This window comes from Streptococcus sp. CL5.50 (assembly GCF_049738015.1).
Classification (GTDB): domain Bacteria; phylum Bacillota; class Bacilli; order Lactobacillales; family Streptococcaceae; genus Streptococcus; species Streptococcus mitis_CA.
The window spans coordinates 1-25,539 of record NZ_JBKOTR010000012.1 but is presented as its reverse complement, the minus strand read 5'-3'; the positions used below and the strand labels follow the sequence as shown (position 1 = coordinate 25,539).

Genomic DNA, 25,539 nt, shown 5'->3' with positions numbered 1-25,539 from the left:
AAGAAGGGAAATTTGATAAGATAGGAATATGGATTTTGAAAAAATTGAACAAGCTTATACGTATTTACTAGAGAATGTCCAAGTCATCCAAAGTGATTTGGCGACCAACTTTTATGACGCCTTGGTGGAGCAAAACAGCATCTATTTGGATGGTGAAACTGAGCTAAATCAGGTCAAGGAGAACAATCAAGCTCTTAAGCGTTTAGCACTTCGCAAAGAAGAGTGGCTCAAGACCTACCAGTTTCTCTTGATGAAGGCTGGGCAAACAGAACCCTTGCAGGCTAATCACCAGTTTACACCAGATGCTATTGCTTTACTTTTGGTGTTTATCGTGGAGGAGTTGTTTAAAGAGGAGGAAATTACTATCCTCGAAATGGGGTCTGGGATGGGAATTCTGGGAGCTACTTTCTTGACTTCGCTTGATAAAAAAGTGGATTACCTGGGAATAGAAGTAGATGATTTGCTGATTGATTTGGCAGCTAGCATGGCAGATGTGATTGGTTTGCAGGCTGGCTTTGTCCAAGGAGATGCCGTTCGTCCACAAATGCTCAAAGAAAGCGATGTGGTCATCAGCGACTTGCCCGTTGGCTATTATCCTGATGATGCCGTTGCTTCGCGTCATCAAGTTGCTTCTAGCCAAGAACATACCTACGCTCATCACTTGCTCATGGAACAAGGGCTTAAGTATCTCAAGTCAGATGGATATGCTATTTTTCTAGCTCCGAGTGATTTGTTGACCAGTCCTCAAAGTGATTTGTTGAAAGGGTGGTTGAAAGAGGAGGCAAGTCTAGTTGCCATGATTAGTCTGCCTGAAAATCTCTTTGCCAGTGCTAAACAATCCAAGACGATTTTTATCTTACAAAAGAAAACTGATATTACAGTAGAACCCTTTGTTTATCCACTTTCTAGCCTGCAAGATGCAAGTGTTTTAATGAAATTTAAAGAAAATTTTCAAAAATGGACTCAAGGTACTGAAATATAAAATAGATTTTGTTATAATAGATGAAAACGCTTAAAAGAGGAGTCTTGCTATGACAAAAACAATTGCAATCAATGCCGGAAGTTCAAGTTTGAAATGGCAATTATACTTAATGCCAGAAGAAAAAGTGTTAGCCAAAGGCTTGATTGAACGTATCGGTTTGAAAGATTCAATTTCAACTGTAAAATTTGATGGCCGTTCTGAACAACAAATTTTGGATATCGAAAATCACACACAAGCTGTTAAAATTTTATTGGATGACTTGATTCGTTTCGATATTATCAAGGCTTACGATGAGATTACAGGTGTTGGCCACCGTGTTGTGGCAGGTGGAGAATATTTCAAAGAATCAACAGTTGTTGAAGGGGATGTTTTAGAAAAAGTTGAAGAGTTGAGCTTGTTGGCTCCTCTCCACAATCCAGCTAATGCAGCAGGTGTTCGCGCCTTCAAAGAATTGTTGCCAGACATTACCAGTGTAGTTGTTTTTGATACTTCATTCCATACAAGTATGCCAGAGAAAGCTTATCGCTACCCTCTACCAACAAAATATTACACAGAAAACAAGGTTCGTAAATACGGTGCCCACGGTACAAGTCACCAGTTTGTAGCAGGAGAAGCAGCAAAACTCTTGGGCCGTCCATTAGAGGACTTGAAATTGATTACTTGCCACATCGGTAATGGTGCTTCTATTACAGCTGTTAAGGGTGGTCAATCTGTTGATACTTCAATGGGATTCACTCCACTTGGTGGTGTGATGATGGGAACACGTACAGGAGATATTGACCCAGCTATCATTCCTTACTTAATGCAATATACAGAGGACTTTAACACGCCTGAAGACATTAGTCACGTTCTTAATCGTGAATCAGGACTGATGGGGGTTTCAGGTAAATCTAGTGATATGCGTGATGTGATTGCTGCTATGGAAGAAGGGGACCACGATGCCACTTTGGCTTATGAAATGTATGTTGACCGTATCCAAAAACATATCGGGCAATACCTTGCAGTCTTAAATGGAGCAGATGCTATTATCTTTACTGCAGGTATCGGTGAAAATGCTGCAAACGTACGTGAAGATGTTATCTCAGGTATCTCTTGGTTTGGCTGTGATGTTGATCCAGAAAAGAACGTCTTTGGCGTGACAGGAGACATCTCAACAGATGCAGCGAAGATTCGTGTCTTGGTTATTCCAACAGATGAAGAATTAGTCATTGCCCGTGACGTTGAACGTTTGAAAAAATAACTAAAATCAGAAAAAATATTCCGTACAAGGAGTTGGGAAAGAGATTTTTCCAGCTTCTTTTTCTGATGGAAATGTCCAAAACCTTGCTATGATTGGCTTTTTTGAAAAATATGGTATAATAGTAGTAATTTAATAGATGGAGTTGAGTTTTGAAGAAAAACTTTCGTGTAAAAAGAGAGAAAGATTTTAAGGCGATTTTCAAGGAGGGGACAAGTTTTGCCAATCGCAAATTTGTTGTCTACCAATTAGAAAACCAGAAAAACCATTTTCGAGTAGGTCTATCAGTTAGCAAAAAACTGGGGAATGCGGTCACTAGAAATCAAATTAAGCGACGGATTCGGCATATTATCCAGAATGCCAAAGGGAGTCTGGTAGAAGATGTCGACTTTGTTGTCATTGCTCGAAAAGGAGTCGAAACCTTGGGATACGCAGAGATGGAGAAAAATCTACTCCACGTATTAAAATTATCAAAGATTTACCAGGAAGGAAATGGGAGTGAAAAAGAAACTACAGTTGACTAGTTTGCTAGGACTGTCCCTATTGATCATGACAGCCTGTGCAACTAATGGGACAACTAGCGATATTACAGCCGATTCGGCTGATTTTTGGAGTAAATTTGTTTACTTCTTTGCGGAAATCATTCGCTTTTTGTCGTTTGATATCAGTATCGGAGTGGGAATTATCCTCTTTACGGTCTTGATTCGTACAGTTCTCTTGCCAGTCTTCCAAGTGCAAATGGTGGCTTCTAGAAAAATGCAGGAAGCTCAACCACGTATTAAGGCGCTTCGAGAACAATATCCAGGTCGAGATATAGAAAGCAGAACCAAGCTAGACCAGGAAATGCGTAAAGTCTTTAAAGAAATGGGTGTCAGACAGTCAGATTCTCTTTGGCCGATTTTGATTCAGATGCCGGTTATCTTGGCCTTGTTCCAAGCTCTATCAAGAGTTGACTTTTTAAAGACAGGTCATTTCTTATGGATTAACCTTGGTGGTGTGGATACAACTCTTGTTCTTCCGATTTTAGCAGCTGTATTTACCTTTTTAAGTACCTGGTTGTCCAACAAAGCCTTGTCTGAGCGTAATGGCGCTACGACTGCGATGATGTATGGGATTCCAGTCTTGATTTTTATCTTTGCAGTTTATGCACCAGGTGGAGTCGCCCTCTACTGGACAGTGTCCAATGCTTATCAAGTCTTGCAAACCTATTTCTTGAACAATCCATTCAAGATTATTGCAGAGCGCGAGGCTGTAGTACAGGCACAGAAAGATTTGGAAAATAGAAAAAGAAAAGCCAAGAAAAAGGCTCAGAAAACGAAATAATAAGGAGGAATCTGGTAATGGTAGTATTTACAGGTTCAACTGTTGAAGAAGCAATCCAGAAAGGATTGAAAGAATTAGATATCCCAAGACTGAAGGCTCATATCAAAGTCATTTCTCGTGAGAAAAAAGGATTTCTTGGTTTATTTGGTAAAAAACCAGCCCAAGTGGATATTGATGCTATTAGTGAAACGACAGTTGTAAAAGCAAACCAACAAGCTGTAAAGGGAGTTCCGAAGCAAATTAATGATTTGAATGAGCCTGTTAAAACAGTCAGTGAAGCAACTGTTGATTTGGGTCATGTTGTAGAGGCAATTAAAAAGATTGAGGAAGAAGGCCAAGGTATTTCTGATGAAGTCAAGGCTGAAATCTTAAAACATGAAAGACATGCCAGCACTATCTTAGAAGAAACTGGTCACATTGAGATTTTAAATGAATTACAACTTGAAGAAACTGCTCTCGAAGAAGAAGTAGAAACTCCTATTATTGAAAACCAAGCTGAGCAAACTGAAAGTCAAGAACTAGAAGACTTGGGCTTAAAAGTTGAACCGAGCTTTGATATTGAACAAGTAGCTACGGAAGTAACGACTTATGTTCAAACAATTATTGATGACATGGATGTTGAAGCTACACTTTCAAATGACTATAACCGTCGTAGCATCAATTTGCAAATTGATACTAACGAACCAGGTCGTATTATCGGCTACCATGGTAAAGTCTTGAAGGCCTTGCAACTATTGGCTCAAAATTATCTTTACAACCGCTATTCAAGAACCTTCTACATTACTATTAATGTCAATGATTATGTTGAACACCGTGCAGAAGTCTTGCAGACCTATGCGCAAAAATTGGCGACTCGTGTTTTAGAAGAAGGACGCAGTCATCAGACAGATCCAATGTCAAATAGCGAACGCAAGATTATTCATCGTATTATTTCACGTATGGATGGCGTGACCAGTTACTCTGAAGGTGATGAGCCAAATCGTTATGTTGTCGTAGATACAGAATAAGTAAAATCAGGGTTATCCTGATTTTTTGCTAGCTGGAGGAGATTAAATTAATGTTGAATAAGATAAGAGACTATTTAGACTTTGCTGATTTGCAGTACCGTAATCCTGATAAGGCGGGAGCAGAGCGAGAGAAAATGCTGGAATTGCGCCACAAAGGCCAAGAGGCTCGAAAGGCTTTTACAGAACTGGCTAAAGCCTTTCAAGCAAGTCATCCAGAATGGCAACTCCAACAGACTAGCCAGTGGATGAATCAGGCGCAACGTTTACGACCACATTTTTGGGTTTATCTACAGAGAGACGGACAAGTAACAGAACCTATGTTGGCTCTTCGTTTGTATGGGACATCTACTGACTTTGGAATTTCCTTAGAGGTCAGTTTCATCGAGCGTAAGAAAGATGAGCGAACTCTAGGCAAGCAGGCCAAAGTTTTAAAAGTTCCAACCGTTGAAGGTGTTTATTATCTAGTCTACTCTGATGGTCAAAGTCAACGGTGGGAGGCGAACGAAGAAAATCGTCAAATTTTAAGAAATAAACTATCCAATCAGGAAGTCCGAAAAGTGTTAGTTAAAATAGATGTCCCTATAACAGAGAATTCATCTGAAGAAGAAATCGTAGAAGCCCTACTGAAATCTTATGATAAAATTCTTCCATTTTATCTAGCTACGAGAAACTAAGCTAATCATTAAAATATCATAAATCATACAGTCCAAGAGTGAACAGTCCGCTGTGTAATTCTTGGTCTTTTTGTTTACGCTTTCAAATTATATAATAAACCTACAAAAACAATTCAAAAGGAGAACAATTATGGAAGTCATTTCAAGTGTTCTAAATTGGTTTTCTAGCAATATTTTGCAGAATCCCGCATTTTTCGTAGGTTTATTGGTGTTGATAGGATACGCACTTTTGAAAAAACCTGCCCACGACGTTTTCTCAGGGTTTGTTAAAGCAACAGTAGGGTATATGTTGCTCAATGTGGGTGCAGGTGGTTTGGTTACAACCTTCCGTCCGATCTTAGCAGCCCTTAACTACAAATTCCAAATTGGTGCAGCGGTTATCGACCCTTACTTTGGACTTGCTGCAGCAAACAACAAAATTGCAGCAGAGTTTCCAGATTTTGTTGGAACTGCAACTACAGCTCTATTGATTGGTTTCGGAATAAATATCTTGCTCGTAGCTCTTCGCAAGATCACGAAGGTAAGAACCCTCTTTATTACTGGTCACATCATGGTACAACAAGCTGCAACAGTATCTCTTATGGTTCTATTCTTAGTACCACAATTGCGCAATGCTTACGGTACAGCAGCGATTGGTATCATCTGTGGACTTTACTGGGCAGTTAGTTCAAATATGACTGTTGAGGCAACTCAACGCTTGACTGGTGGTGGCGGATTTGCGATTGGTCACCAACAGCAATTTGCAATCTGGTTTGTAGATAAAGTAGCAGGACGCTTTGGTAAGAAAGAAGAAAGTTTAGACAATCTTAAATTACCTAAGTTCCTCTCAATCTTCCACGATACAGTTGTTGCATCTGCTACCTTGATGCTCGTATTCTTCGGAGCCATTCTTTTAATCTTGGGTCCAGACATTATGTCTAATAAAGAAGTCATCACTTCAGGAACTCTATTCAATCCTGCTAAACAAGATTTCTTTATGTACATTATTCAAACAGCCTTTACCTTCTCAGTTTACTTGTTCGTTTTGATGCAAGGTGTCCGCATGTTCGTATCTGAGTTGACAAACGCCTTCCAAGGTATTTCAAACAAATTGTTGCCAGGCTCATTCCCAGCGGTTGACGTTGCAGCTTCTTATGGATTTGGTTCTCCAAACGCTGTCTTGTCAGGATTTGCCTTTGGTTTGATTGGTCAATTGATCACAATTGTCTTGCTCATCGTCTTTAAAAATCCGATTCTTATTATTACAGGATTTGTACCAGTGTTCTTTGACAATGCAGCCATTGCGGTCTACGCTGATAAACGCGGTGGATGGAAAGCGGCTGTTATCCTATCCTTCATCTCAGGTGTTCTCCAAGTTGCTTTAGGAGCTCTCTGTGTAGCTCTTCTTGATTTAGCATCTTATGGTGGTTACCATGGAAATATCGACTTTGAATTCCCATGGCTTGGATTTGGATATATCTTCAAATACCTTGGTATTGTTGGTTATGTACTTGTGTGTCTCTTCTTGCTTGTTATTCCTCAACTTCAATTTGCCAAAGCAAAAGATAAAGAGAAATATTACAACGGTGCAGTTCAAGAAGAAGCTTAGTATCTAGAAAAGGAGAAATAAAATGGTTAAAGTATTAGCAGCGTGCGGAAATGGAATGGGTTCATCAATGGTTATCAAGATGAAGGTTGAAAATGCTCTCCGTAAGCTTAATCAAACAGATTTTACAGTCAATTCATGCAGTGTCGGTGAAGCTAAAGGTTTAGCAGCAGGATATGACATCGTAATCGCTTCTCTTCATTTGATCCAAGAATTGGAAGGGCGAACTAATGGGAAGTTAATTGGGCTTGACAACTTGATGGATGATAAAGAAATCACTGAAAAACTCAGTCAAGCACTACAGTAAAAGGTTGGAGGGGGCTGGATAGAAACTGAGAGTCATCGTTTCTGTCCTTCTCCCTCTTTAAATAAAGGAGGCAGATATGAATTTAAAACAAGCTTTAATTGACAATGACTCGATCCGACTAGGTTTAGAAGCTAAAGACTGGAAAGAAGCAGTCAAGGTAGCAGTAGATCCCTTGATTGAAAGTGGAGCAATTTTGCCAGAGTATTACGATGCTATCATTGAATCGACTGAAGAGTATGGCCCATACTATATCTTAATGCCAGGTATGGCTATGCCCCATGCTAGACCTGAAGCTGGAGTGCAAAGAGATGCCTTTTCATTGATCACCTTACAAAATCCTGTTGTATTTTCAGATGGGAAAGAAGTTTCAGTTTTGTTGGCACTAGCAGCAACAAGCTCAAAAATTCACACAAGTGTAGCCATTCCACAGATTATTGCCTTGTTTGAATTAGAAGATTCTATCGCACGTTTACAGGTTTGCCAGACTAAGGAAGATGTCTTGACGATGATTGAAGAATCTAAGGATAGCCCTTATCTCGAGGGATTGGATTTGGAAAGTTAGAAAGAGGAATAAAGAGATGACAAAAAGAATACCTAATTTACAAGTTGCATTAGATCATTCAGACTTGCAAGGAGCGATTAAAGCAGCTGTTTCTGTTGGTCAGGAAGTAGATATTATCGAAGCTGGAACTGTTTGCTTATTACAAGTTGGAAGTGAACTGGTTGAAGTCTTGCGAAGCCTTTTTCCAGATAAGATTATTGTGGCAGACACAAAATGTGCCGATGCTGGTGGAACAGTTGCCAAAAATAATGCCGTTCGTGGTGCCGATTGGATGACTTGTATCTGTTGTGCAACCATCCCTACTATGGAAGCAGCTCTAAAGGCTATTAAGGCTGAACGAGGAGAACGAGGCGAAATCCAGATCGAGCTTTATGGCGATTGGACTTTTGAACAAGCTCAGCTTTGGCTAGATGCAGGTATCTCACAAGCTATCTATCACCAATCTCGTGATGCCCTTCTTGCTGGTGAAACTTGGGGTGAAAAAGACCTTAATAAGGTTAAAAAACTCATTGACATGGGCTTCCGTGTATCTGTAACAGGTGGTCTAGATGTAGATACTCTCAAACTCTTTGAAGGTGTTGATGTCTTTACCTTTATCGCAGGTCGTGGAATTACAGAGGCTGCGGATCCAGCAGGAGCAGCGCGTGCCTTCAAGGATGAAATCAAACGAATTTGGGGGTAAACCATGGTACGTCCAATTGGAATTTATGAAAAGGCAACCCCGATACACTTTACTTGGCCAGAACGTTTAAATTTTGCAAAGGAGTTAGGCTTTGATTTTGTCGAGATGTCTATTGATGAACGTGACGAGCGTTTAGCCAGACTTGACTGGAGCAAGGAAGAGCGCTTGGAAGTTGTCAAAGCGATTTATGAAACTGGTGTTCGTATTCCTTCTATCTGTTTTTCAGGACATCGTCGTTACCCATTGGGATCAAATGATCCAGTTCTAGAGGAAAAATCTCTGGAACTCATGAAAAAATGTATCGAATTAGCTCAGGATTTGGGAGTTCGTACGATTCAATTAGCTGGTTACGACGTTTACTATGAGGAAAAGTCACCCCAGACACGCCAACGTTTTATCAAAAATTTGAGAAAAGCTTGTGACTGGGCTGAAGAAGCTCAGGTGGTACTTGCCATCGAAATTATGGATGATCCTTTCATCAATAGCATCGAAAAATACTTGGCTGTAGAAAAAGAGATTGACTCTCCCTACCTCTTTGTCTATCCAGATATTGGGAATGTGTCTGCATGGCATAATGATGTCTACAGTGAATTTTATCTTGGCCATCATGCTATTGCAGCTCTCCACCTCAAGGATACTTATGCAGTGACAGAAAGTTCAAAGGGCCAATTCCGAGATGTACCTTTTGGGCAAGGTTGTGTCAAATGGGAAGAAGCTTTCGATATTTTAAAGCAAACCAATTATAATGGTCCTTTCCTAATCGAAATGTGGTCTGAAAATTGTGAAACTGTAGAAGAAACACGCGCAGCCATTCAAGAGGCCCAAGCCTTTCTCTACCCACTAATTAAGAAAGCAGGTTTGATGTAAGATGAATCAAGTAATCAATGCTATGCGTAAACGAGTCTGTGATGCCAATCAATCATTACCGAAACATGGACTTGTCAAATTTACCTGGGGTAATGTATCTGAAGTCAATCGCGAACTAGGTGTCATTGTTATCAAACCATCAGGCGTAGATTATGACGAATTGACACCTGAAAACATGGTAGTGACTGATCTAGATGGTAATGTCCTAGAAGGGGATTTAAGACCATCTTCTGATCTTCCAACTCATGTGCAGTTATATAAGGCTTGGTCAGAAATTGGTAGTGTGGTCCACACTCATTCGACAGAAGCTGTTGGTTGGGCTCAGGCAGGTCGTGATATTCCTTTCTACGGAACAACCCATGCAGATTATTTCTACGGTTCAATCCCTTGCGCCCGTAGTTTGACCAAGGACGAAGTAGAAGTGGCCTATGAAAAAGATACTGGCCTGGTTATCGTAGAAGAGTTTGAACGTCGAGGACTTAACCCGGTTGAAGTACCAGGAATTGTTGTACGCAATCACGGTCCATTCACCTGGGGCAAAAATCCAGAGAATGCTGTTTATCACTCTGTCGTACTAGAGGAAGTATCAAAGATGAATCGCTTTACAGAACAAATCAATCCAAGAGTTGAACCTGCTCCCCAGTACATTCTAGAAAAACACTACCAACGTAAGCATGGACCAAATGCTTATTACGGTCAAAAGAAATAAGAAATTGAATTGAAAAGAGGCTAGGACCTTTCGATCCAAGCCTCGCTTTTGTAATTGTAAGTATTCGTTATTAAGAGACTACTGTTGATAATTGAAATGCGTTAGTGAATGTGATACTATTATAAAGTTGTTTTCAAGGCAGTTGATTGATAGAGGAGTATGAAATATGGTACTGGATAAGGCAAGTTGTGATTTGCTTCAATATTTGATGGATCAAGAAACGTCCAAAACGATTATGGCGATTTCGAAAGATTTGAAAGAGTCAAGAAGGAAAATTTATTATCACATTGACAAAATCAATGCTGCTTTGGGTGATGAGGCACTTCACATTATTAGTATTCCACGAATTGGTATTCACTTAACGGAAGAGCAGAAAGATGCTTGTTGTGAACTATTATCGGAAGTAGATTCGTACGATTATATCATGAGTGCGCATGAACGTATGATGATAATGTTACTATGGATAGGTATTTCTAAAGAACGTATTACGATTGAAAAATTGATGGAGTTAACAGAGGTGTCTAGGAATACTGTTCTCAATGATTTGAATAGTATTCGTTATCAACTAACTTTGGAACAATATCAGGTGACCTTGCAAGTGAGCAAGTCACAGGGATATCATCTTCATGCCCACCCTCTTAATAAAATTCAGTATCTTCAATCGCTTCTATATCATATTTTTATGGAAGAAAATGCCACTTTTGTATCTATTTTAGAAGATAAGATGAAAGAGAGGTTAGATGGTGAGTGTTTGCTTTCTGTTGAAATGAACCAATTTTTTAAGGAACAGGTTCCTTTAGTTGAACAAGATTTAGGGAAGAAAATAAACCATCATGAAGTAACTTTTATGTTGCAGGTTCTACCTTATTTGCTGTTAAGCTGTCATAATGTTGAACAGTATCAAGAAAGACATCAGGATATAGAGAAAGAATTTTCTTTGATAAGAAAAAGAATAGAGTATCAGGTATCTAAGAAATTAGGAGAGCGGTTGTTTCAAAAGTTTAAAATTTCTTTGTCAGAACTTGAAGTTTCTCTTGTAGCTGTTCTTCTCCTCTCCTATCGTAAAGATTTGGATATTCATGCAGAAAGTGATGATTTTCGGCAATTAAAACTTGCTTTAGAAGAATTTATCTGGTATTTTGAATCACAAATCCGAATGGAGATTGAGAACAAGGATGATTTATTACGAAATTTGATGATCCACTGTAAAGCCTTGTTATTTAGAAAGACTTACGGTATTTTTTCTAAAAATCCTCTAACAAAACAAATTCGATCCAAGTATGGAGAATTATTTTTAGTCACTAGAAAATCTGCGGAAATTTTAGAAGGAGCATGGTTTATTCGGCTAACAGACGATGATATTGCCTATTTGACGATTCATATTGGAGGATTTTTAAAGTATACACCATCGTCTCAAAAAAATATGAAAAAAGTTTATCTCGTTTGTGATGAAGGTGTTGCGGTTTCGAGACTTTTGCTGAAACAATGCAAACTTTATTTTCCAAATGAGCAAATTGGCACTGTATTTACAACAGAACAATTTAAGAGTGTGGAAGATATTGCACAAGTTGATGTAGTGATTACTACTAATGATGATTTGGATAGCAGATTTCCGATTTTAAGGGTTAATCCTATCCTTGAAGCAGAAGATATTTTGAAAATGCTCGACTATCTTAAACACAATATATTTCGTAATGAGAGCAAAAGTTTCAGTGAAAATCTTTCTAGTCTTATTTCGTCTTATATTGTAGACAGCAAGTTGGCTAGTAAGTTCCAAGAAGAGGTTCAAACACTTATAAATCAAGAAATAGTAGTTCAAGCTTTTTTGGAAGATATTTGAAGGACAGTCCAATGATGAACACAAACCTGTGTTTTTCTTGGTCTTTTTTAGTGTTTTGAAGGGTGGTATACTAGTTTCAAAGATAACAATTATATCCAAAGGAGGCAACATATGCCAAACGTCAAAGAAATTACAAGAGAGTCATGGATTTTAGCTACTTTCCCAGAGTGGGGAACATGGTTGAACGAAGAAATCGAAGAAGAAGTCGTACCTGAAGGCAACTTTGCCATGTGGTGGCTAGGCAACTGTGGTACTTGGATTAAGACACCAGGTGGTGCTAACGTTGTCATGGACCTTTGGTCAAACCGTGGAAAATCAACCAAAAAAGTGAAAGATATGGTTCGTGGGCACCAAATGGCAAATATGGCAGGTGTTCGTAAGTTGCAACCAAACTTGCGTGTTCAGCCAATGGTTATCGATCCATTTGCTATCAACGAACTAGACTATTACTTAGTTTCACACTTCCATAGTGATCATATCGACCAATACACAGCTGCAGCAATTCTCAACAATCCTAAGTTAGAGCATGTTAAGTTTATCGGTCCTTACCACTGTGGACGAATCTGGGAAGGATGGGGTGTTCCAAAAGAACGTATCATCGTTGTTAAACCAGGTGACACTATCGAATTAAAAGATATGAAGATTCATGCAGTAGAATCATTTGACCGTACTTGCTTGGTAACTCTCCCAGTGAACGGTGCTGATGAGACAGGCGGTGAACTTGCTGGCTTAGCTGTTACAGATGAAGAAATGGCTCAAAAGGCTGTTAACTATATCTTTGAAACACCAGGTGGAACCATCTATCATGGTGCAGATTCTCACTTCTCAAACTATTTTGCAAAACATGGTAAAGACTTTAAAATTGATGTTGCTTTGAATAACTATGGTGAAAATCCGGTAGGTATCCAAGATAAAATGACATCTATCGACCTTCTTCGTATGGCAGAAAATCTGCGTACCAAAGTCATTATCCCAGTTCACTATGATATCTGGTCTAACTTCATGGCTTCTACTAATGAGATTCTAGAACTTTGGAAAATGAGAAAAGATCGCTTGCAATACGATTTCCATCCATTTATCTGGGAAGTTGGCGGTAAGTACACTTATCCTCAAGATCAACACTTAGTAGAATACCATCATCCACGTGGTTTTGATGATTGTTTTGAACAAGACTCTAACATTCAATTTAAAGCTTTGCTATAATATAAAAATATTCTTTGGAGGTTATCCGTATGTTGCATGATACGGATAATTTTCATATAATAGTAAAATAGAATGTGTGATTCAATAATCACCTCAAATAGAAAGGAAATTCTATGTCAAATCTATCTGTTAATGCAATTCGTTTCCTAGGTATTGACGCTATCAACAAAGCCAACTCAGGTCACCCAGGTGTGGTTATGGGAGCGGCTCCGATGGCTTACAGCCTCTTTACAAAACAACTTCGTATCAATCCAGCTCAACCAAACTGGATTAACCGCGACCGTTTTATTCTTTCAGCAGGACATGGTTCAATGCTCCTTTATGCCCTTCTTCACCTTTCTGGTTTTGAAGATGTTAGTATGGATGAGATCAAGAGCTTCCGTCAATGGGGTTCAAAAACACCAGGTCACCCAGAATTTGGCCATACGGCAGGGATTGATGCTACGACAGGTCCTCTAGGTCAAGGGATTTCAACTGCTACTGGTTTTGCCCAGGCAGAACGTTTCTTGGCAGCCAAATATAACCGCGAAGGCTACAATATCTTTGACCACTATACTTATGTTATCTGTGGAGACGGAGACTTGATGGAAGGTGTCTCAAGCGAGGCGGCTTCATACGCAGGTCTGCAAAAACTAGACAAGTTGGTTGTTCTTTATGATTCAAATGATATCAACTTGGATGGTGAGACAAAGGATTCCTTTACAGAAAGTGTTCGTGACCGTTACAATGCCTACGGTTGGCATACTGCCTTGGTTGAAGATGGAACAGACTTGGAAGCTATTCATGCTGCTATCGAAACAGCTAAAGCTTCAGGCAAGCCATCTTTGATTGAAGTGAAGACTGTTATTGGATACGGTTCTCCAAACAAACAAGGAACTAATGCTGTACACGGTGCTCCTCTTGGAGCAGATGAAACTGCAGCAACTCGTCAAGCCCTTGGTTGGGAATACGAACCATTTGAAATCCCAGAACAAGTATATGCTGATTTCAAAGAACATGTTGCAGACCGTGGTGCATCAGCTTATGAAGCATGGGCAAAACTAGTCGCAGATTACAAAGAAGCGCATCCAGAATTGGCTGCAGAAGTAGAAGCCATCATCGATGGACGTGATCCAGTTGAAGTGACTCCAGCAGACTTCCCAGCATTAGAAAATGGCTTCTCTCAAGCAACTCGTAACTCGAGTCAGGATGCTTTGAACGTTGTGGCAGCTAAGTTACCAACCTTCTTAGGTGGATCAGCTGACCTAGCTCACTCAAACATGACTTATATCAAGACTGACGGACTTCAAGACGATACTAATCGCTTGAACCGTAACATTCAGTTTGGTGTTCGTGAATTTGCAATGGGAACTATCTTGAACGGGATGGCCCTTCACGGTGGACTTCGTGTATACGGTGGAACTTTCTTCGTCTTCTCTGACTATGTGAAGGCAGCTGTTCGCTTGTCAGCCTTACAAGGACTTCCTGTGACTTATGTCTTTACCCACGATTCTATTGCGGTTGGGGAAGACGGTCCGACTCACGAACCAGTTGAGCACTTAGCAGGTCTTCGTGCTATGCCAAATCTAAATGTTTTCCGTCCAGCAGATGCGCGTGAAACGCAAGCGGCTTGGTACCTTGCAGTGACAAGTGAAAAAACACCAACTGCCCTTGTCTTGACACGTCAAAACTTGACTGTTGAAGAAGGAACAGACTTCGACAAGGTTGCAAAAGGTGCCTATGTTGTCTATGAAAATGCATCAGACTTTGATACCATCTTGATTGCGACAGGTTCAGAGGTTAATCTTGCTGTCTCAGCTGCTAAAGAATTGGCTAGTCAAGGTGCAAAAGTCCGCGTAGTCAGCATGCCATCTACAGATGTCTTTGATAAACAAGATGCAGCATACAAGGAAGAAATTCTTCCAAATGCAGTTCGCCGTCGTGTTGCAGTTGAAATGGGTGCAACTCAAAACTGGTACAAATACGTTGGTCTTGATGGCGCCGTTCTCGGTATTGATACCTTCGGAGCCTCTGCACCAGCACCAAAAGTATTGGCAGAATATGGCTTTACAGTTGAAAATCTTGTAAAAGTCGTTCAAAACTTGAAATAATTCTAAAAATCAGGGCGCAAGCTCTGGTTTTTTCTTACTAGAAAAGCAAGGTACAATCTTGTAAAAGTAGCTGAAATTTGATATAGTAGTCCTATGTAAAAGACAAAGGAGAATATAATGGAATCACAATATACATTTTTAATCATTCTTGTGGCTATGGTGGGCTTGATGTTCTTTACGCAACGCTCTCAAAAGAAACAAGCACAAAAACGTATGGAAAGCTTGAATAAATTACAAAAAGGCTATGAAGTTATTACAATCGGTGGACTTTATGGAACAGTCGATGAAGTAGATACAGAAAAGAAAACAATTGTTCTTGATGTAGATGGGGTTTACTTGACTTTTGAACTAGCTGCTATCAAGACCGTATTACCACTTAAAGAAACAGCTTCACTCGAAGGTGCGATTGAAAAATAAGACGGGATCACGAACTCCCGTTTTTCTATAAAAGAAAGGAATGGGATGAAAAAACTAGTTTTTGTCTGTCTGGGAAATATTTGCCGTAGTCCTATGGCCGAGTTTGTTATGAAATCAATGACAGATAATTATGAAATCCAAAGTCGAGCGACTTCCTCTTGGGAACATGGCAATCCGATTCATAAGGGAACTCAAGGGATTTTTCAACAGTATGAGATTCCTTATGAAAAAGGCAAGACATCGCTTCAGATTAGTAAGGAAGATTTTGAAGCCTTTGATTATATTATCGGCATGGATGCTTCAAATGTTTCTGACTTACGTCAGATGTGTCCAGCAGACTGTCAAGATAAGATTTACTCATTCGCATCTGAAAGTGTTCCAGATCCTTGGTATACAGGAGATTTTGAGGAAACCTATCGACGTGTTCAAGAGGGTTGTCAAGCTTGGTTAGAACGTTTAGAAAAGGAGAGTGAAGGTGGAAAATCTTAAGAATTTTTACGAAAAGTATCGTGTCTATCTGACTCGTCCACGTTTAGAGCTTTTGGCAGTAGTTACGATTGTTTTTTGTGCTGTGCTCGTCTTTTTTCTAAATATTCCCGGAAAAGGTGTTCTAAAGCTTGATAATGGAACCATTGTTTACGACGGTAGTCTTGTCCGTGGTAAAATGAATGGCCAAGGAACCATCACCTTCCAAAATGGAGACCAATATACAGGTGGTTTCAACAATGGAGCTTTCAACGGAAAAGGTACCTTTCAATCTAAAGAAGGCTGGACCTACGAAGGTGATTTTGTAAATGGTCAGGCTGAAGGACAAGGAAAACTAACAACAGAACAAGAAGTCGTTTATGAGGGGACTTTTAAACAAGGCGTTTTTCAACAAAAATAAGGCCTCCTTATCAAAGGAGGTATTGTTAGTATCAAAAAGTAAGCGCTTACCTGCAAATTCCTTTCTTTCCAAGCCCCCTTCCAAGTAAGTTTGTGAAATAAAAAAATTTGAAATAAATTTCACAAACTTTAAAGAAAAAACTTGATAAGTAAAGAAAACAATAAAAAATTCACAAACAATAAAAAATTCTTTGTGAAATGTCTATGAAACTGTTTACAAAGTTAAAATAATACGTTATAATTAACTTGTGAAAAAATTAACAAAGGATATCGATCCTTGAAAGCTATGGAGGAAAATATGGCTGATAAAAAAACTGTGACACCAGAAGAAAAGAAACTCGCTGCTGAAAAGCATGTCGACGGCTTGGTGCAAAAAGCTTTAGTTGCTCTTGAGGAAATGCGTAAACTCGACCAAGAACAGGTCGACTACATCGTAGCTAAAGCGTCAGTGGCAGCTTTGGATGCCCACGGAGAATTGGCTATACATGCCTATGAAGAAACAGGACGTGGTGTATTTGAAGACAAAGCAACTAAGAACTTGTTTGCTTGTGAACACGTAGTAAACAACATGCGCCACACTAAAACAGTTGGCGTTATCGAAGAAGACGATGTAACAGGTTTGACTCTTATTGCTGAACCAGTTGGCGTTGTTTGTGGTATCACTCCAACAACAAACCCAACATCAACAGCAATCTTTAAGGCTTTGATTTCATTGAAGACACGTAATCCAATTGTCTTTGCCTTCCACCCATCAGCTCAAGAATCATCAGCTCATGCAGCTCAAATCGTTCGTGATGCTGCGATTAAAGCAGGAGCTCCTGAAAACTGTGTACAGTGGATTACTGAACCATCTATGGAAGCAACTAGTGCGCTTATGAACCACGAAGGTATTGCAACAATCCTTGCAACAGGTGGTAATGCCATGGTTAAAGCGGCTTACTCATGTGGTAAACCAGCTCTTGGGGTAGGTGCCGGAAACGTTCCAGCTTATGTTGAAAAATCAGCTAACATCCGCCAGGCTGCACACGATATCGTCATGTCTAAATCATTTGACAACGGTATGGTCTGTGCCTCTGAACAAGCGGTTATCATTGATAAAGAAATTTACGATGAATTTGTAGCAGAGTTCAAATCATATCACACTTACTTTGTAAACAAAAAAGAAAAAGCACTTCTTGAAGAATTCTGCTTCGGCGTGAAAGCAAACAGCAAAAACTGTGCTGGTGCAAAATTGAACGCTGACATAGTTGGTAAACCAGCAACTTGGATTGCAGAGCAAGCAGGATTTACAGTTCCAGAAGGAACAAACATTCTTGCTGCAGAATGTAAAGAAGTTGGTGAAAACGAGCCATTGACTCGTGAAAAATTGTCACCAGTTATCGCAGTTTTGAAATCTGAAAGCCGTGAAGATGGTATTACTAAGGCTCGTCAAATGGTTGAATTTAACGGTCTTGGACACTCAGCAGCCATCCACACAGCTGATGAAGAATTGACTAAAGAATTTGGTAAAGCTGTTAAAGCTATTCGTGTTATCTGTAACTCACCTTCTACTTTCGGTGGTATCGGGGACGTTTACAATGCCTTCTTGCCATCATTGACACTCGGATGTGGTTCTTACGGACGCAACTCAGTTGGGGATAACGTTAGTGCCATTAACCTCTTGAATATCAAAAAAGTCGGAAGACGGAGAAATAACATGCAATGGATGAAACTTCCTTCAAAAACATACTTTGAACGTGATTCAATTCAATACCTTCAAAAATGTCGTGACGTTGAACGTGTCATGATCGTTACTGACCATGCCATGGTAGAGCTTGGTTTCCTTGATCGTATCATCGAACAACTTGATCTTCGTCGCAATAAGGTTGTTTACCAAATCTTTGCTGATGTAGAACCAGATCCAGATATCACTACAGTTGAACGTGGTACTGAAATCATGCGTGCTTTCAAACCAGATACAATCATCGCTCTTGGTGGTGGATCTCCAATGGATGCTGCTAAAGTAATGTGGCTCTTCTATGAACAACCAGAAGTGGACTTCCGTGACCTTGTTCAAAAATTCATGGATATCCGTAAACGTGCCTTCAAATTCCCATTGCTTGGTAAGAAGACTAAATTCATCGCGATCCCAACTACATCTGGTACAGGATCTGAAGTAACGCCATTTGCCGTTATCTCTGATAAAGCAAACAACCGTAAATACCCAATCGCTGACTACTCATTGACACCAACTGTGGCAATCGTAGACCCTGCCTTAGTATTGACAGTTCCTGGATTTGTAGCTGCTGATACTGGTATGGACGTATTGACTCACGCAACTGAAGCTTACGTATCACAAATGGCTAGCGACTACACTGACGGTCTTGCGCTTCAAGCTATCAAACTTGTATTCGAAAACCTTGAAAGCTCAGTTAAGAATGCAGATTTCCATTCACGTGAGAAAATGCATAACGCTTCAACAATCGCTGGTATGGCCTTTGCCAATGCCTTCTTAGGTATTTCTCACTCAATGGCCCATAAGATTGGTGCGCAATTCCACACAATCCACGGTCGTACAAATGCAATCTTGCTCCCATACGTTATCCGCTACAACGGTACACGTCCAGCTAAGACAGCAACATGGCCTAAGTACAACTACTACCGTGCAGATGAGAAGTACCAAGACATCGCTCGTATGCTTGGACTTCCAGCTTCTACTCCAGAAGAAGGTGTGGAATCTTACGCAAAAGCTGTCTACGAACTTGGTGAGCGCGTAGGTATCCAGATGAACTTCAAAGCACAAGGTATCGACGAAAAAGAATGGAAAGAACATTCACGTGAATTGGCCTTCCTTGCTTACGAAGACCAATGTTCACCTGCTAACCCACGCCTTCCAATGGTTGACCATATGCAAGAAATCATCGAAGATTCTTACTATGGCTACAAAGAAAGACCAGGACGCCGTAAATAATTGTTATCAGCCTAGAGGCAGGAATTTCCTGTCTCTTTTTTGTAAAATTGGAAGATTGAAAATAATTTTTAGCTTTTCTATTTTCACTTTTCATTTTAAAAGGAAACCGGTAAATGACTAGGTAGACAAAGAAAGACAGCAGTATAGGCTTTCAAAGGAGAAAGAAAAATAAGTGAGGTGTAGACAAAAAACAACGCCCGTACTTGCAATTCAACTCAAATAGTTATATAATAGGTTTGTTGAAAGGTGATTTGTAGTGATTCAAGTTACTCTTTTCACAATAAAAATTTCATGATTTTCATAAGGAGGAAATCACTAATGGTAGTTAAAGTTGGTATTAACGGTTTCGGACGTATCGGTCGTCTTGCTTTCCGCCGTATCCAAAACGTAGAAGGTGTTGAAGTTACTCGCATCAACGACCTTACAGATCCAGTTATGCTTGCACACTTGTTGAAATATGACACAACTCAAGGTCGTTTCGACGGAACTGTGGAAGTTAGAGAAGGTGGATTTGAAGTTAACGGTAAATTCATCCGTGTTTCTGCTGAACGTGATCCAGAACAAATCGACTGGGCTAACGACGGTGTAGAAATCGTTCTTGAAGCTACTGGTTTCTTTGCTAAGAAAGCAGCTGCTGAAAAACACTTGCACCCAGGTGGAGCTAAGAAAGTTGTTATTACTGCTCCTGGTGGAAACGACGTTAAAACAGTTGTATTCAACACTAACCACGATGTTCTTGACGGTACTGAAACAGTTATCTCAGGTGCTTCATGTACTACAAACTGCTTGGCTCCTATGGCTAAAGCTCTTCAAGACAACTTTGGTGTTGTTGAAGGATTGATGACTACTATCCACGCTTACACTGGTGACCAAATGATCCTTGACGGACCACACCGTGGTGGTGACCTTCGCCGTGCTCGCGCTGGTGCTGCAAACATCGTTCCTAACTCAACTGGTGCTGCAAAAGCTATCGGTCTTGTAATTCCAGAATTGAACGGTAAACTTGACGGATCTGCACAACGCGTTCCAACTCCAACTGGATCAGTTACTGAATTGGTAGCTGTTCTTGAAAAGAACGTTACTGTTGATGAAGTGAACGCAGCTATGAAAGCAGCTTCAAACGAATCATACGGTTACACAGAAGATCCAATCGTATCTTCAGATATCGTAGGTATGTCTTACGGTTCATTGTTTGACGCAACTCAAACTAAAGTTCTTGACGTTGACGGTAAACAATTGGTTAAAGTTGTTTCATGGTACGACAACGAAATGTCATACACTGCACAACTTGTTCGTACTCTTGAATACTTCGCAAAAATCGCTAAATAATTCTTGAGTCGATAGAAAAGCAAGGCCTCTGGTCTTGCTTTTCTTATATGGAAAAATGGATGACACAATCATCCATTCTTTTTTAATTCTTTTTCAAAAGTATTTGAAAGGGTAGTGAAAGTTAGCTTCTCTAAAGTAAGTGGATGGGTAAAGGAAAGTCGAAAGGCGTGGAGCATAAGACGACTTGTCTTTGATTTACTATTATAGAGAGGATCACCCAGGATAGGAAGATCATGATGGGAAAGGTGGACACGAATCTGATGGGTTCGCCCTGTCTTTAGTTTGCAACGAACTAAGGAAGTTTTGTTTGGGAATTGCTTTAATCTGCTTACATGCGTTTCAGCATATTGCCCATTTTTTGTATCAACTATTCGTTTTCTGCGGTCATGGCGATCACGCCCAATTTTGTCCCTGAAAACAAGCTCTTTGCTGTTGATATTTCCATCAACTAGTGCCCAGTATTCCCTAGAAATCTCTTTTTTCTCCAGTAAGCGATTGAGAATAGGCAGGATAAAAGGATTTTTAGCAAAGAGAACCAAACCACTGGTTTCCATGTCCAGACGATGAACGACATAGCAGGTTTGGCCAACATAGGCACTGACATGGTTAAGAAGGGCGGTTTCGTTTGGCTGATTACCATGCGTTTTCATCCCCTCTGGTTTGTTCACAATAACTAAGTGTTGATCTTGATAAACTTCCTGAATGAGGTTTGGGTTGCCCCAAGGAATTTCTTTTTCGGGATAATCTTCCTCGTCAAAAGCCAATTGGCAAACATCTCCAGGATTTACCGTCTCGTTCCAATGAACTTCTCGCTGATTAATCAAAATGTGTTTCTTGATTCTCAAAAAATGACGGATTTTTCTAGGGATGAGGAGTTGTTCCTCAAGTAATTGCTTTACCGTCATTTGAGGTAGAGAGTCTGGTAATGTAAATGTGAATTTCATACAGATATTGTAACAAAAAAAGCCCTATTTGGATAGAAAATAGCTAAATTCTTGTCTTCCCATGATGAAGATGATAAAATAAACGCATGAAATTAGATAAATTATTTGAGAAATTTCTTTCTCTTTTTAAAAAAGAAACAAGTGAATCAGAGGATTCTGATTCTACTAGCTTACGTCGCTCTCGTAGTGATCGAAAAAAATTAGCCCAAGTAGGTCCGATTCGAAAATTCTGGCGTCGCTATCATCTAACAAAGATTGTCCTTATACTAGGTTTGAGTGCAGGTTTGCTAGTTGGAACCTATTTGTTTGCTGTAGCCAAGTCAACCAATGTCAATGATTTACAAAATGCCTTGAAAACTCGGACTATCATTTTTGACCGTGAAGAAAAAGAGGCCGGTGCCTTGTCTGGTCAAAAAGGAACTTATGTTGAATTGACTGATATCAGTAAAAATTTGCAGAATGCCGTTATTGCGACAGAAGACCGTTCTTTTTATAAAAATGACGGGATTAACTATGGTCGTTTCTTCTTGGCTATTGTAACTGCTGGTCGTTCAGGTGGTGGTTCTACTATTACCCAACAGCTGGCTAAAAACGCCTATCTGTCGCAGGATCAAACTGTTGAGAGAAAAGCGAAAGAATTTTTCCTTGCCTTAGAATTAACAAAAAAATATAGTAAGGATCAAATTCTAACCATGTACCTTAACAACGCTTATTTTGGAAATGGTGTGTGGGGTGTAGAAGATGCGAGTAAGAAATACTTTGGAGTTTCTGCATCAGAAGTGAGTTTGGATCAAGCTGCGACTCTGGCAGGGATGCTCAAGGGGCCGGAACTGTATAATCCCTTGAATTCCGTAGAAGATTCTACCAATCGGCGCGATACTGTCTTGCAGAATATGGTTGCAGCGGGTTACATTGATAAAAACCAAGAAACCGAAGCTGTTGAAGTTGATATGACTTCGCAATTGCACGATAAGTATGAAGGGAAAATTTCAGATTACCGCTATCCTTCTTATTTTGATGCGGTGGTTAATGAAGCCGTTTCCAAGTATAATCTAACAGAGGAAGAAATTGTCAATAATGGCTACCGCATTTACACAGAGTTGGACCAAAACTACCAAGCAAATATGCAGGTTGTCTATGAAAATACAGCTCTATTTCCTAGGGCAGAGGATGGAACATTTGCTCAATCAGGAAGTGTAGCTCTCGAACCAAAAACAGGGGGAGTTCGTGGAGTTGTCGGTCAAGTTGCTGATAATGATAAAACTGGATTCCGGAATTTCAACTATGCAACTCAATCAAAACGTAGTCCTGGTTCTACAATTAAGCCTTTAGTTGTTTATACGCCAGCAGTTGAAGCAGGCTGGGCTTTGAATAAGCAGTTGGATAACCATACCATGCAGTATGATAGCTATAAGGTTGATAACTATGCAGGGATCAAAACGAGTCGAGAAGTTCCTATGTATCAAGCCTTGGCAGAATCGCTTAATCTGCCTGCTGTTGCCACTGTTAATGATTTGGGCGTCGACAAGGCTTTTGAGGCGGGCGAAAAATTCGGACTCAACATGGAAAAGGTCGATCGTGTTCTTGGCGTCGCCTTGGGAAGTGGTGTTGAAACCAACCCTCTGCAAATGGCTCAAGCATATGCTGCCTTTGCAAATGAAGGTTTAATGCCGGAAGCTCATTTTATTAGTAGAATTGAAAATGCTAGTGGTCAGGTCATTGCGAGCCATAAAAATTCACAAAAACGGGTGATTGATAAGTCTGTAGCTGATAAGATGACCAGTATGATGTTGGGGACATTTACCAACGGTACCGGTATTAGTTCATCTCCTGCAGATTATGTCATGGCAGGAAAAACTGGAACAACTGAAGCTGTTTTCAATCCTGAATACACAAGTGACCAGTGGGTGATTGGTTATACTCCGGATGTAGTGATTAGTCACTGGCTTGGTTTCCCTACCACTGATGAAAGCCACTATCTAGCAGGATCTACTTCAAACGGTGCAGCCCATGTCTTTAGAAACATTGCAAATACCATTTTACCTTATACGCCAGGAAGTACCTTTACGGTTGAAAATGCTTATAAGCAAAATGGAATTGCACCAGCCAATACAAGAAATCAAGTACAGAGTAATGAAGAAAATCAGGCGGATAATAGCCTTTCTGATATTAGAAGTCGTGCACAAAATCTGGTAGATGAGGCTAGTCGGGCTATCTCGGATGCTAAGATTAAGGAAAAGGCTCAAACAATATGGGATTCGGTAGTCAATCTATTTCGCTAAGATGCTTGTCAAAGCCTAGCTTTCTTGTTATAATAGACAAGATGGAGGCGTTATGGCACTAAAAAAAGCAAGTCTAGCTTGTGCGGTTTGTGGTTCAAGAAACTATTCAATTAAGATCAGCGGAAACCCCAAGCCAACACGACTAGAAGTAAATAAATTTTGTAAACATTGTGGTAAGTACACTACACACAGAGAAACGAGATAGGAGAGAGCGATGCGTTTTATTGGAGATATTTTTAGACTTCTTAAAGACACAACATGGCCAACTCGCAAGGAAAGCTGGAGAGATTTTCGTTCTATCATGGAATACACAGCTTTCTTTGTAATAATTATTTACATTTTTGACCAGTTGATTGTTTCAGGTTTGATTCGATTTATTAACATTTTTTAGAAGGCTAGTGGAGTTATTTACACTAGAGATCTTCTATTATGAAAGGAAATATCATGGATAGTTTTGATAAAGGGTGGTTTGTTTTACAAACTTATTCTGGTTATGAAAATAAGGTAAAAGAAAATCTATTACAGCGTGCACAAACCTACAACATGTTGGATAATATTCTACGCGTTGAAATTCCAACACAAACAGTGCAAGTTGAAAAGAATGGAAAGAGAAAAGAAGTGGAAGAAAATCGCTTTCCAGGTTATGTTCTTGTAGAAATGGTCATGACAGATGAAGCTTGGTTTGTTGTTCGAAACACACCAAACGTTACAGGATTCGTTGGATCTCACGGGAATAGATCTAAACCAACTCCATTATTGGAACAAGAAATTCGTGATATCTTGATTTCTATGGGACAAACCGTACAGGAGTTTGATATCGATGTTGAAGTTGGTCAAACTGTACGTATTATTGATGGCGCTTTTGCAGACTATACTGGTAAGATTACAGAGATTGATAACAATAAAGTGAAGATGATTATCTCTATGTTTGGTAATGACACAGTTGCAGAAGTAAACCTAAATCAAATTGCAGAATTATAACCCTGAGAGAGGCTTGTCCTCTCTTTTTTGTGCAGTTGAGACGATGTAAGAAACAGAATGGATGAAATGAATCAAATTATCTTCTTTATTTGTTAAACTGTATCTAGAAAGGGGAACATTATGATTAAAGTATTATATGAAGAAGTCCAGGGGATTGTATATAAGTGTAGAAATGAATATTACCTTCATTTATGGGAGCTATCGGATTGGGACCAAGAGGGCATGATTTGCTTACATGAATTGATTAGCAGAGAAGAAGAGCTGGCAGAAGATATTCCTCGTTTAAGAAAATATTTCAAAACCAAGTTTCGGAATCGAATCCTAGACTATATCCGTAAGCAGGAAAGTCAAAAACGAAGATATGATAAAGAACCGTATGAAGAAGTAGGTGAGATTAGTCATCGTATCAGTGAGGGAGGTCTGTGGCTAGATGAGTATTATCTCTTTCATGAGACATTAAGAGATTATAGAAGCAAACAAAGTAAAGACAAACAAGAAGAGTTAGAGCGCGTCTTAAGACATGAACGCTTCCGAGGGCGTCAAAGAGTGCTAAATGACTTACGTATTGTGTTTAAAGAGTTTGACATCCGTACTCGGTAAGAAGCTATGCAAAAAAAGAAAAAAACAGAAAAAGTTGTTGACAAGTCTGAAAAAGTCTGTATAATAGTAAGAGTTGAAAACAA

At 39.7% G+C, this 25,539-nt stretch carries 26 protein-coding genes; 25 read left to right on the top strand and 1 reads right to left on the bottom strand.

All coding sequences use genetic code 11. From position 1 onward, the window contains the following. Nucleotides 1-28: 28 nt before the first annotated feature. The 20 genes from ACLNCV_RS07970 (at nt 29) to gap (ending at nt 20,649) form a co-directional block, all read left to right on the top strand. Nucleotides 29-982 (top strand): class I SAM-dependent methyltransferase, encoded by a 954-nt coding sequence (locus ACLNCV_RS07970; RefSeq protein WP_424845069.1) that lies wholly within the window; start codon nt 29-31, stop codon nt 980-982. 49 nt (nt 983-1,031) lie between these two features. Further along, nucleotides 1,032-2,222: an acetate kinase gene (locus ACLNCV_RS07965; RefSeq protein WP_424845068.1), complete on the top strand. Its 1,191-nt coding sequence runs from the start codon at nt 1,032-1,034 to the stop codon at nt 2,220-2,222. A 149-nt stretch (nt 2,223-2,371) separates the two neighbouring features. Then, a complete protein-coding gene (gene rnpA, locus ACLNCV_RS07960) occupies nt 2,372-2,743 on the top strand; it encodes a ribonuclease P protein component (protein WP_000739245.1) in 372 nt (123 codons plus the stop codon). After that, nucleotides 2,718-3,542: a membrane protein insertase YidC gene (locus ACLNCV_RS07955; RefSeq protein ID WP_204372603.1), complete on the top strand. Its 825-nt coding sequence runs from the start codon at nt 2,718-2,720 to the stop codon at nt 3,540-3,542. Before rnpA ends, ACLNCV_RS07955 begins: the two co-directional genes overlap by 26 nt. Nucleotides 3,543-3,559: 17 nt before the next feature. After that, a complete protein-coding gene (gene jag / locus ACLNCV_RS07950) occupies nt 3,560-4,549 on the top strand; it encodes an RNA-binding cell elongation regulator Jag/EloR (protein ID WP_049515763.1) in 990 nt (329 codons plus the stop codon). 50 nt (nt 4,550-4,599) lie between these two features. Next, nucleotides 4,600-5,223 carry a hypothetical protein gene (locus ACLNCV_RS07945; RefSeq protein WP_000932629.1) on the top strand — a complete coding sequence of 208 codons (624 nt, stop codon included), beginning with the start codon at nt 4,600-4,602 and terminating at the stop codon, nt 5,221-5,223. Nucleotides 5,224-5,353: 130 nt separating this feature from the next. Next, on the top strand, nt 5,354-6,811 hold the full coding sequence (locus ACLNCV_RS07940) for a PTS ascorbate transporter subunit IIC (RefSeq protein ID WP_000452074.1): 1,458 nt from the start codon (nt 5,354-5,356) through the stop codon (nt 6,809-6,811). Between the two features lie 22 nt (nt 6,812-6,833). Next, nucleotides 6,834-7,115, top strand: a complete 282-nt coding sequence (locus ACLNCV_RS07935) for a PTS sugar transporter subunit IIB (RefSeq protein WP_000241466.1) — start codon at nt 6,834-6,836, stop codon at nt 7,113-7,115. Between the two features lie 76 nt (nt 7,116-7,191). Then, nucleotides 7,192-7,677, top strand: coding sequence for a PTS sugar transporter subunit IIA (locus tag ACLNCV_RS07930; protein ID WP_033679597.1), 486 nt, complete (start codon nt 7,192-7,194; stop codon nt 7,675-7,677). A 16-nt stretch (nt 7,678-7,693) separates the two neighbouring features. Continuing rightward, a complete protein-coding gene (locus ACLNCV_RS07925; RefSeq protein ID WP_218764761.1) occupies nt 7,694-8,359 on the top strand; it encodes a 3-keto-L-gulonate-6-phosphate decarboxylase UlaD in 666 nt (221 codons plus the stop codon). A 3-nt stretch (nt 8,360-8,362) separates the two neighbouring features. Next, a complete protein-coding gene (locus ACLNCV_RS07920; protein ID WP_218764760.1) occupies nt 8,363-9,226 on the top strand; it encodes an L-ribulose-5-phosphate 3-epimerase in 864 nt (287 codons plus the stop codon). 1 nt (nt 9,227) lies between these two features. Beyond that, complete coding sequence (locus ACLNCV_RS07915; RefSeq protein WP_060806181.1) at nt 9,228-9,935, top strand: L-ribulose-5-phosphate 4-epimerase; 708 nt, start codon at nt 9,228-9,230, stop codon at nt 9,933-9,935. 166 nt (nt 9,936-10,101) lie between these two features. Beyond that, nucleotides 10,102-11,775: a BglG family transcription antiterminator gene (locus ACLNCV_RS07910; protein WP_424845067.1), complete on the top strand. Its 1,674-nt coding sequence runs from the start codon at nt 10,102-10,104 to the stop codon at nt 11,773-11,775. A 111-nt stretch (nt 11,776-11,886) separates the two neighbouring features. Continuing rightward, on the top strand, nt 11,887-12,978 hold the full coding sequence (gene ulaG, locus ACLNCV_RS07905) for an L-ascorbate 6-phosphate lactonase (RefSeq protein WP_049544464.1): 1,092 nt from the start codon (nt 11,887-11,889) through the stop codon (nt 12,976-12,978). Nucleotides 12,979-13,091: 113 nt separating this feature from the next. Further along, nucleotides 13,092-15,068, top strand: coding sequence for a transketolase (gene tkt, locus ACLNCV_RS07900; RefSeq protein WP_424845066.1), 1,977 nt, complete (start codon nt 13,092-13,094; stop codon nt 15,066-15,068). Nucleotides 15,069-15,185: 117 nt separating this feature from the next. Further along, on the top strand, nt 15,186-15,485 hold the full coding sequence (yajC, locus tag ACLNCV_RS07895) for a preprotein translocase subunit YajC (protein ID WP_000445810.1): 300 nt from the start codon (nt 15,186-15,188) through the stop codon (nt 15,483-15,485). A gap of 45 nt (nt 15,486-15,530) precedes the next feature. Then, nucleotides 15,531-15,974 (top strand): low molecular weight protein-tyrosine-phosphatase, encoded by a 444-nt coding sequence (locus ACLNCV_RS07890; RefSeq protein WP_049499237.1) that lies wholly within the window; start codon nt 15,531-15,533, stop codon nt 15,972-15,974. Then, a complete protein-coding gene (locus ACLNCV_RS07885; RefSeq protein ID WP_261011636.1) occupies nt 15,961-16,371 on the top strand; it encodes a hypothetical protein in 411 nt (136 codons plus the stop codon). The genes ACLNCV_RS07890 and ACLNCV_RS07885 overlap by 14 nt, the downstream gene beginning before the upstream one ends. A gap of 297 nt (nt 16,372-16,668) precedes the next feature. Next, the gene (gene adhE, locus ACLNCV_RS07880) at nt 16,669-19,320 is read left to right on the top strand and encodes a bifunctional acetaldehyde-CoA/alcohol dehydrogenase (protein WP_261016393.1); all 2,652 of its coding nucleotides are present in this window, start codon (nt 16,669-16,671) and stop codon (nt 19,318-19,320) included. 318 nt (nt 19,321-19,638) lie between these two features. Further along, nucleotides 19,639-20,649 (top strand): type I glyceraldehyde-3-phosphate dehydrogenase, encoded by a 1,011-nt coding sequence (gene gap, locus ACLNCV_RS07875; protein ID WP_049492462.1) that lies wholly within the window; start codon nt 19,639-19,641, stop codon nt 20,647-20,649. Between the two features lie 68 nt (nt 20,650-20,717). On the opposite strand, the gene ACLNCV_RS07870 is transcribed toward gap, so the two are convergent. Next, nucleotides 20,718-21,593 carry an RluA family pseudouridine synthase gene (locus ACLNCV_RS07870; RefSeq protein ID WP_084886523.1) on the bottom strand — a complete coding sequence of 292 codons (876 nt, stop codon included), beginning with the start codon at nt 21,591-21,593 and terminating at the stop codon, nt 20,718-20,720. Between the two features lie 86 nt (nt 21,594-21,679). Between ACLNCV_RS07870 and pbp2a the strand changes: the two genes are divergently transcribed. The 5 genes from pbp2a (at nt 21,680) to ACLNCV_RS07845 (ending at nt 25,456) form a co-directional block, all read left to right on the top strand. Continuing rightward, nucleotides 21,680-23,875 (top strand): penicillin-binding protein PBP2A, encoded by a 2,196-nt coding sequence (gene pbp2a, locus ACLNCV_RS07865; protein ID WP_227326152.1) that lies wholly within the window; start codon nt 21,680-21,682, stop codon nt 23,873-23,875. A 52-nt stretch (nt 23,876-23,927) separates the two neighbouring features. Beyond that, the gene (gene rpmG, locus ACLNCV_RS07860) at nt 23,928-24,080 is read left to right on the top strand and encodes a 50S ribosomal protein L33 (protein ID WP_001809375.1); all 153 of its coding nucleotides are present in this window, start codon (nt 23,928-23,930) and stop codon (nt 24,078-24,080) included. 9 nt (nt 24,081-24,089) lie between these two features. After that, entirely contained in the window at nt 24,090-24,266 is a 177-nt protein-coding gene (gene secE / locus ACLNCV_RS07855; protein WP_042900249.1) for a preprotein translocase subunit SecE, read from the top strand. Nucleotides 24,267-24,319: 53 nt separating this feature from the next. After that, nucleotides 24,320-24,856, top strand: coding sequence for a transcription termination/antitermination protein NusG (gene nusG / locus ACLNCV_RS07850; RefSeq protein ID WP_049499248.1), 537 nt, complete (start codon nt 24,320-24,322; stop codon nt 24,854-24,856). 120 nt (nt 24,857-24,976) lie between these two features. Continuing rightward, complete coding sequence (locus ACLNCV_RS07845; RefSeq protein ID WP_084925430.1) at nt 24,977-25,456, top strand: transcriptional regulator; 480 nt, start codon at nt 24,977-24,979, stop codon at nt 25,454-25,456. Nucleotides 25,457-25,539 lie beyond the last annotated feature (83 nt).

Coding starts and splice junctions, on each gene's coding strand:
- ACLNCV_RS07970 (WP_424845069.1), top strand. CDS start 29: ATGGATTTTGAAAAAATTGAACAAGCTTATACGTATTTACTAGAGAAT.
- ACLNCV_RS07965 (WP_424845068.1), top strand. CDS start 1,032: ATGACAAAAACAATTGCAATCAATGCCGGAAGTTCAAGTTTGAAATGG.
- jag (WP_049515763.1), top strand. CDS start 3,560: ATGGTAGTATTTACAGGTTCAACTGTTGAAGAAGCAATCCAGAAAGGA.
- ACLNCV_RS07945 (WP_000932629.1), top strand. CDS start 4,600: ATGTTGAATAAGATAAGAGACTATTTAGACTTTGCTGATTTGCAGTAC.
- ACLNCV_RS07940 (WP_000452074.1), top strand. CDS start 5,354: ATGGAAGTCATTTCAAGTGTTCTAAATTGGTTTTCTAGCAATATTTTG.
- ACLNCV_RS07935 (WP_000241466.1), top strand. CDS start 6,834: ATGGTTAAAGTATTAGCAGCGTGCGGAAATGGAATGGGTTCATCAATG.
- ACLNCV_RS07930 (WP_033679597.1), top strand. CDS start 7,192: ATGAATTTAAAACAAGCTTTAATTGACAATGACTCGATCCGACTAGGT.
- ACLNCV_RS07925 (WP_218764761.1), top strand. CDS start 7,694: ATGACAAAAAGAATACCTAATTTACAAGTTGCATTAGATCATTCAGAC.
- ACLNCV_RS07920 (WP_218764760.1), top strand. CDS start 8,363: ATGGTACGTCCAATTGGAATTTATGAAAAGGCAACCCCGATACACTTT.
- ACLNCV_RS07915 (WP_060806181.1), top strand. CDS start 9,228: ATGAATCAAGTAATCAATGCTATGCGTAAACGAGTCTGTGATGCCAAT.
- ACLNCV_RS07910 (WP_424845067.1), top strand. CDS start 10,102: ATGGTACTGGATAAGGCAAGTTGTGATTTGCTTCAATATTTGATGGAT.
- ulaG (WP_049544464.1), top strand. CDS start 11,887: ATGCCAAACGTCAAAGAAATTACAAGAGAGTCATGGATTTTAGCTACT.
- tkt (WP_424845066.1), top strand. CDS start 13,092: ATGTCAAATCTATCTGTTAATGCAATTCGTTTCCTAGGTATTGACGCT.
- yajC (WP_000445810.1), top strand. CDS start 15,186: ATGGAATCACAATATACATTTTTAATCATTCTTGTGGCTATGGTGGGC.
- ACLNCV_RS07890 (WP_049499237.1), top strand. CDS start 15,531: ATGAAAAAACTAGTTTTTGTCTGTCTGGGAAATATTTGCCGTAGTCCT.
- adhE (WP_261016393.1), top strand. CDS start 16,669: ATGGCTGATAAAAAAACTGTGACACCAGAAGAAAAGAAACTCGCTGCT.
- gap (WP_049492462.1), top strand. CDS start 19,639: ATGGTAGTTAAAGTTGGTATTAACGGTTTCGGACGTATCGGTCGTCTT.
- ACLNCV_RS07870 (WP_084886523.1), bottom strand. CDS start 21,593: ATGAAATTCACATTTACATTACCAGACTCTCTACCTCAAATGACGGTA.
- pbp2a (WP_227326152.1), top strand. CDS start 21,680: ATGAAATTAGATAAATTATTTGAGAAATTTCTTTCTCTTTTTAAAAAA.
- rpmG (WP_001809375.1), top strand. CDS start 23,928: ATGGCACTAAAAAAAGCAAGTCTAGCTTGTGCGGTTTGTGGTTCAAGA.
- secE (WP_042900249.1), top strand. CDS start 24,090: ATGCGTTTTATTGGAGATATTTTTAGACTTCTTAAAGACACAACATGG.
- nusG (WP_049499248.1), top strand. CDS start 24,320: ATGGATAGTTTTGATAAAGGGTGGTTTGTTTTACAAACTTATTCTGGT.
- ACLNCV_RS07845 (WP_084925430.1), top strand. CDS start 24,977: ATGATTAAAGTATTATATGAAGAAGTCCAGGGGATTGTATATAAGTGT.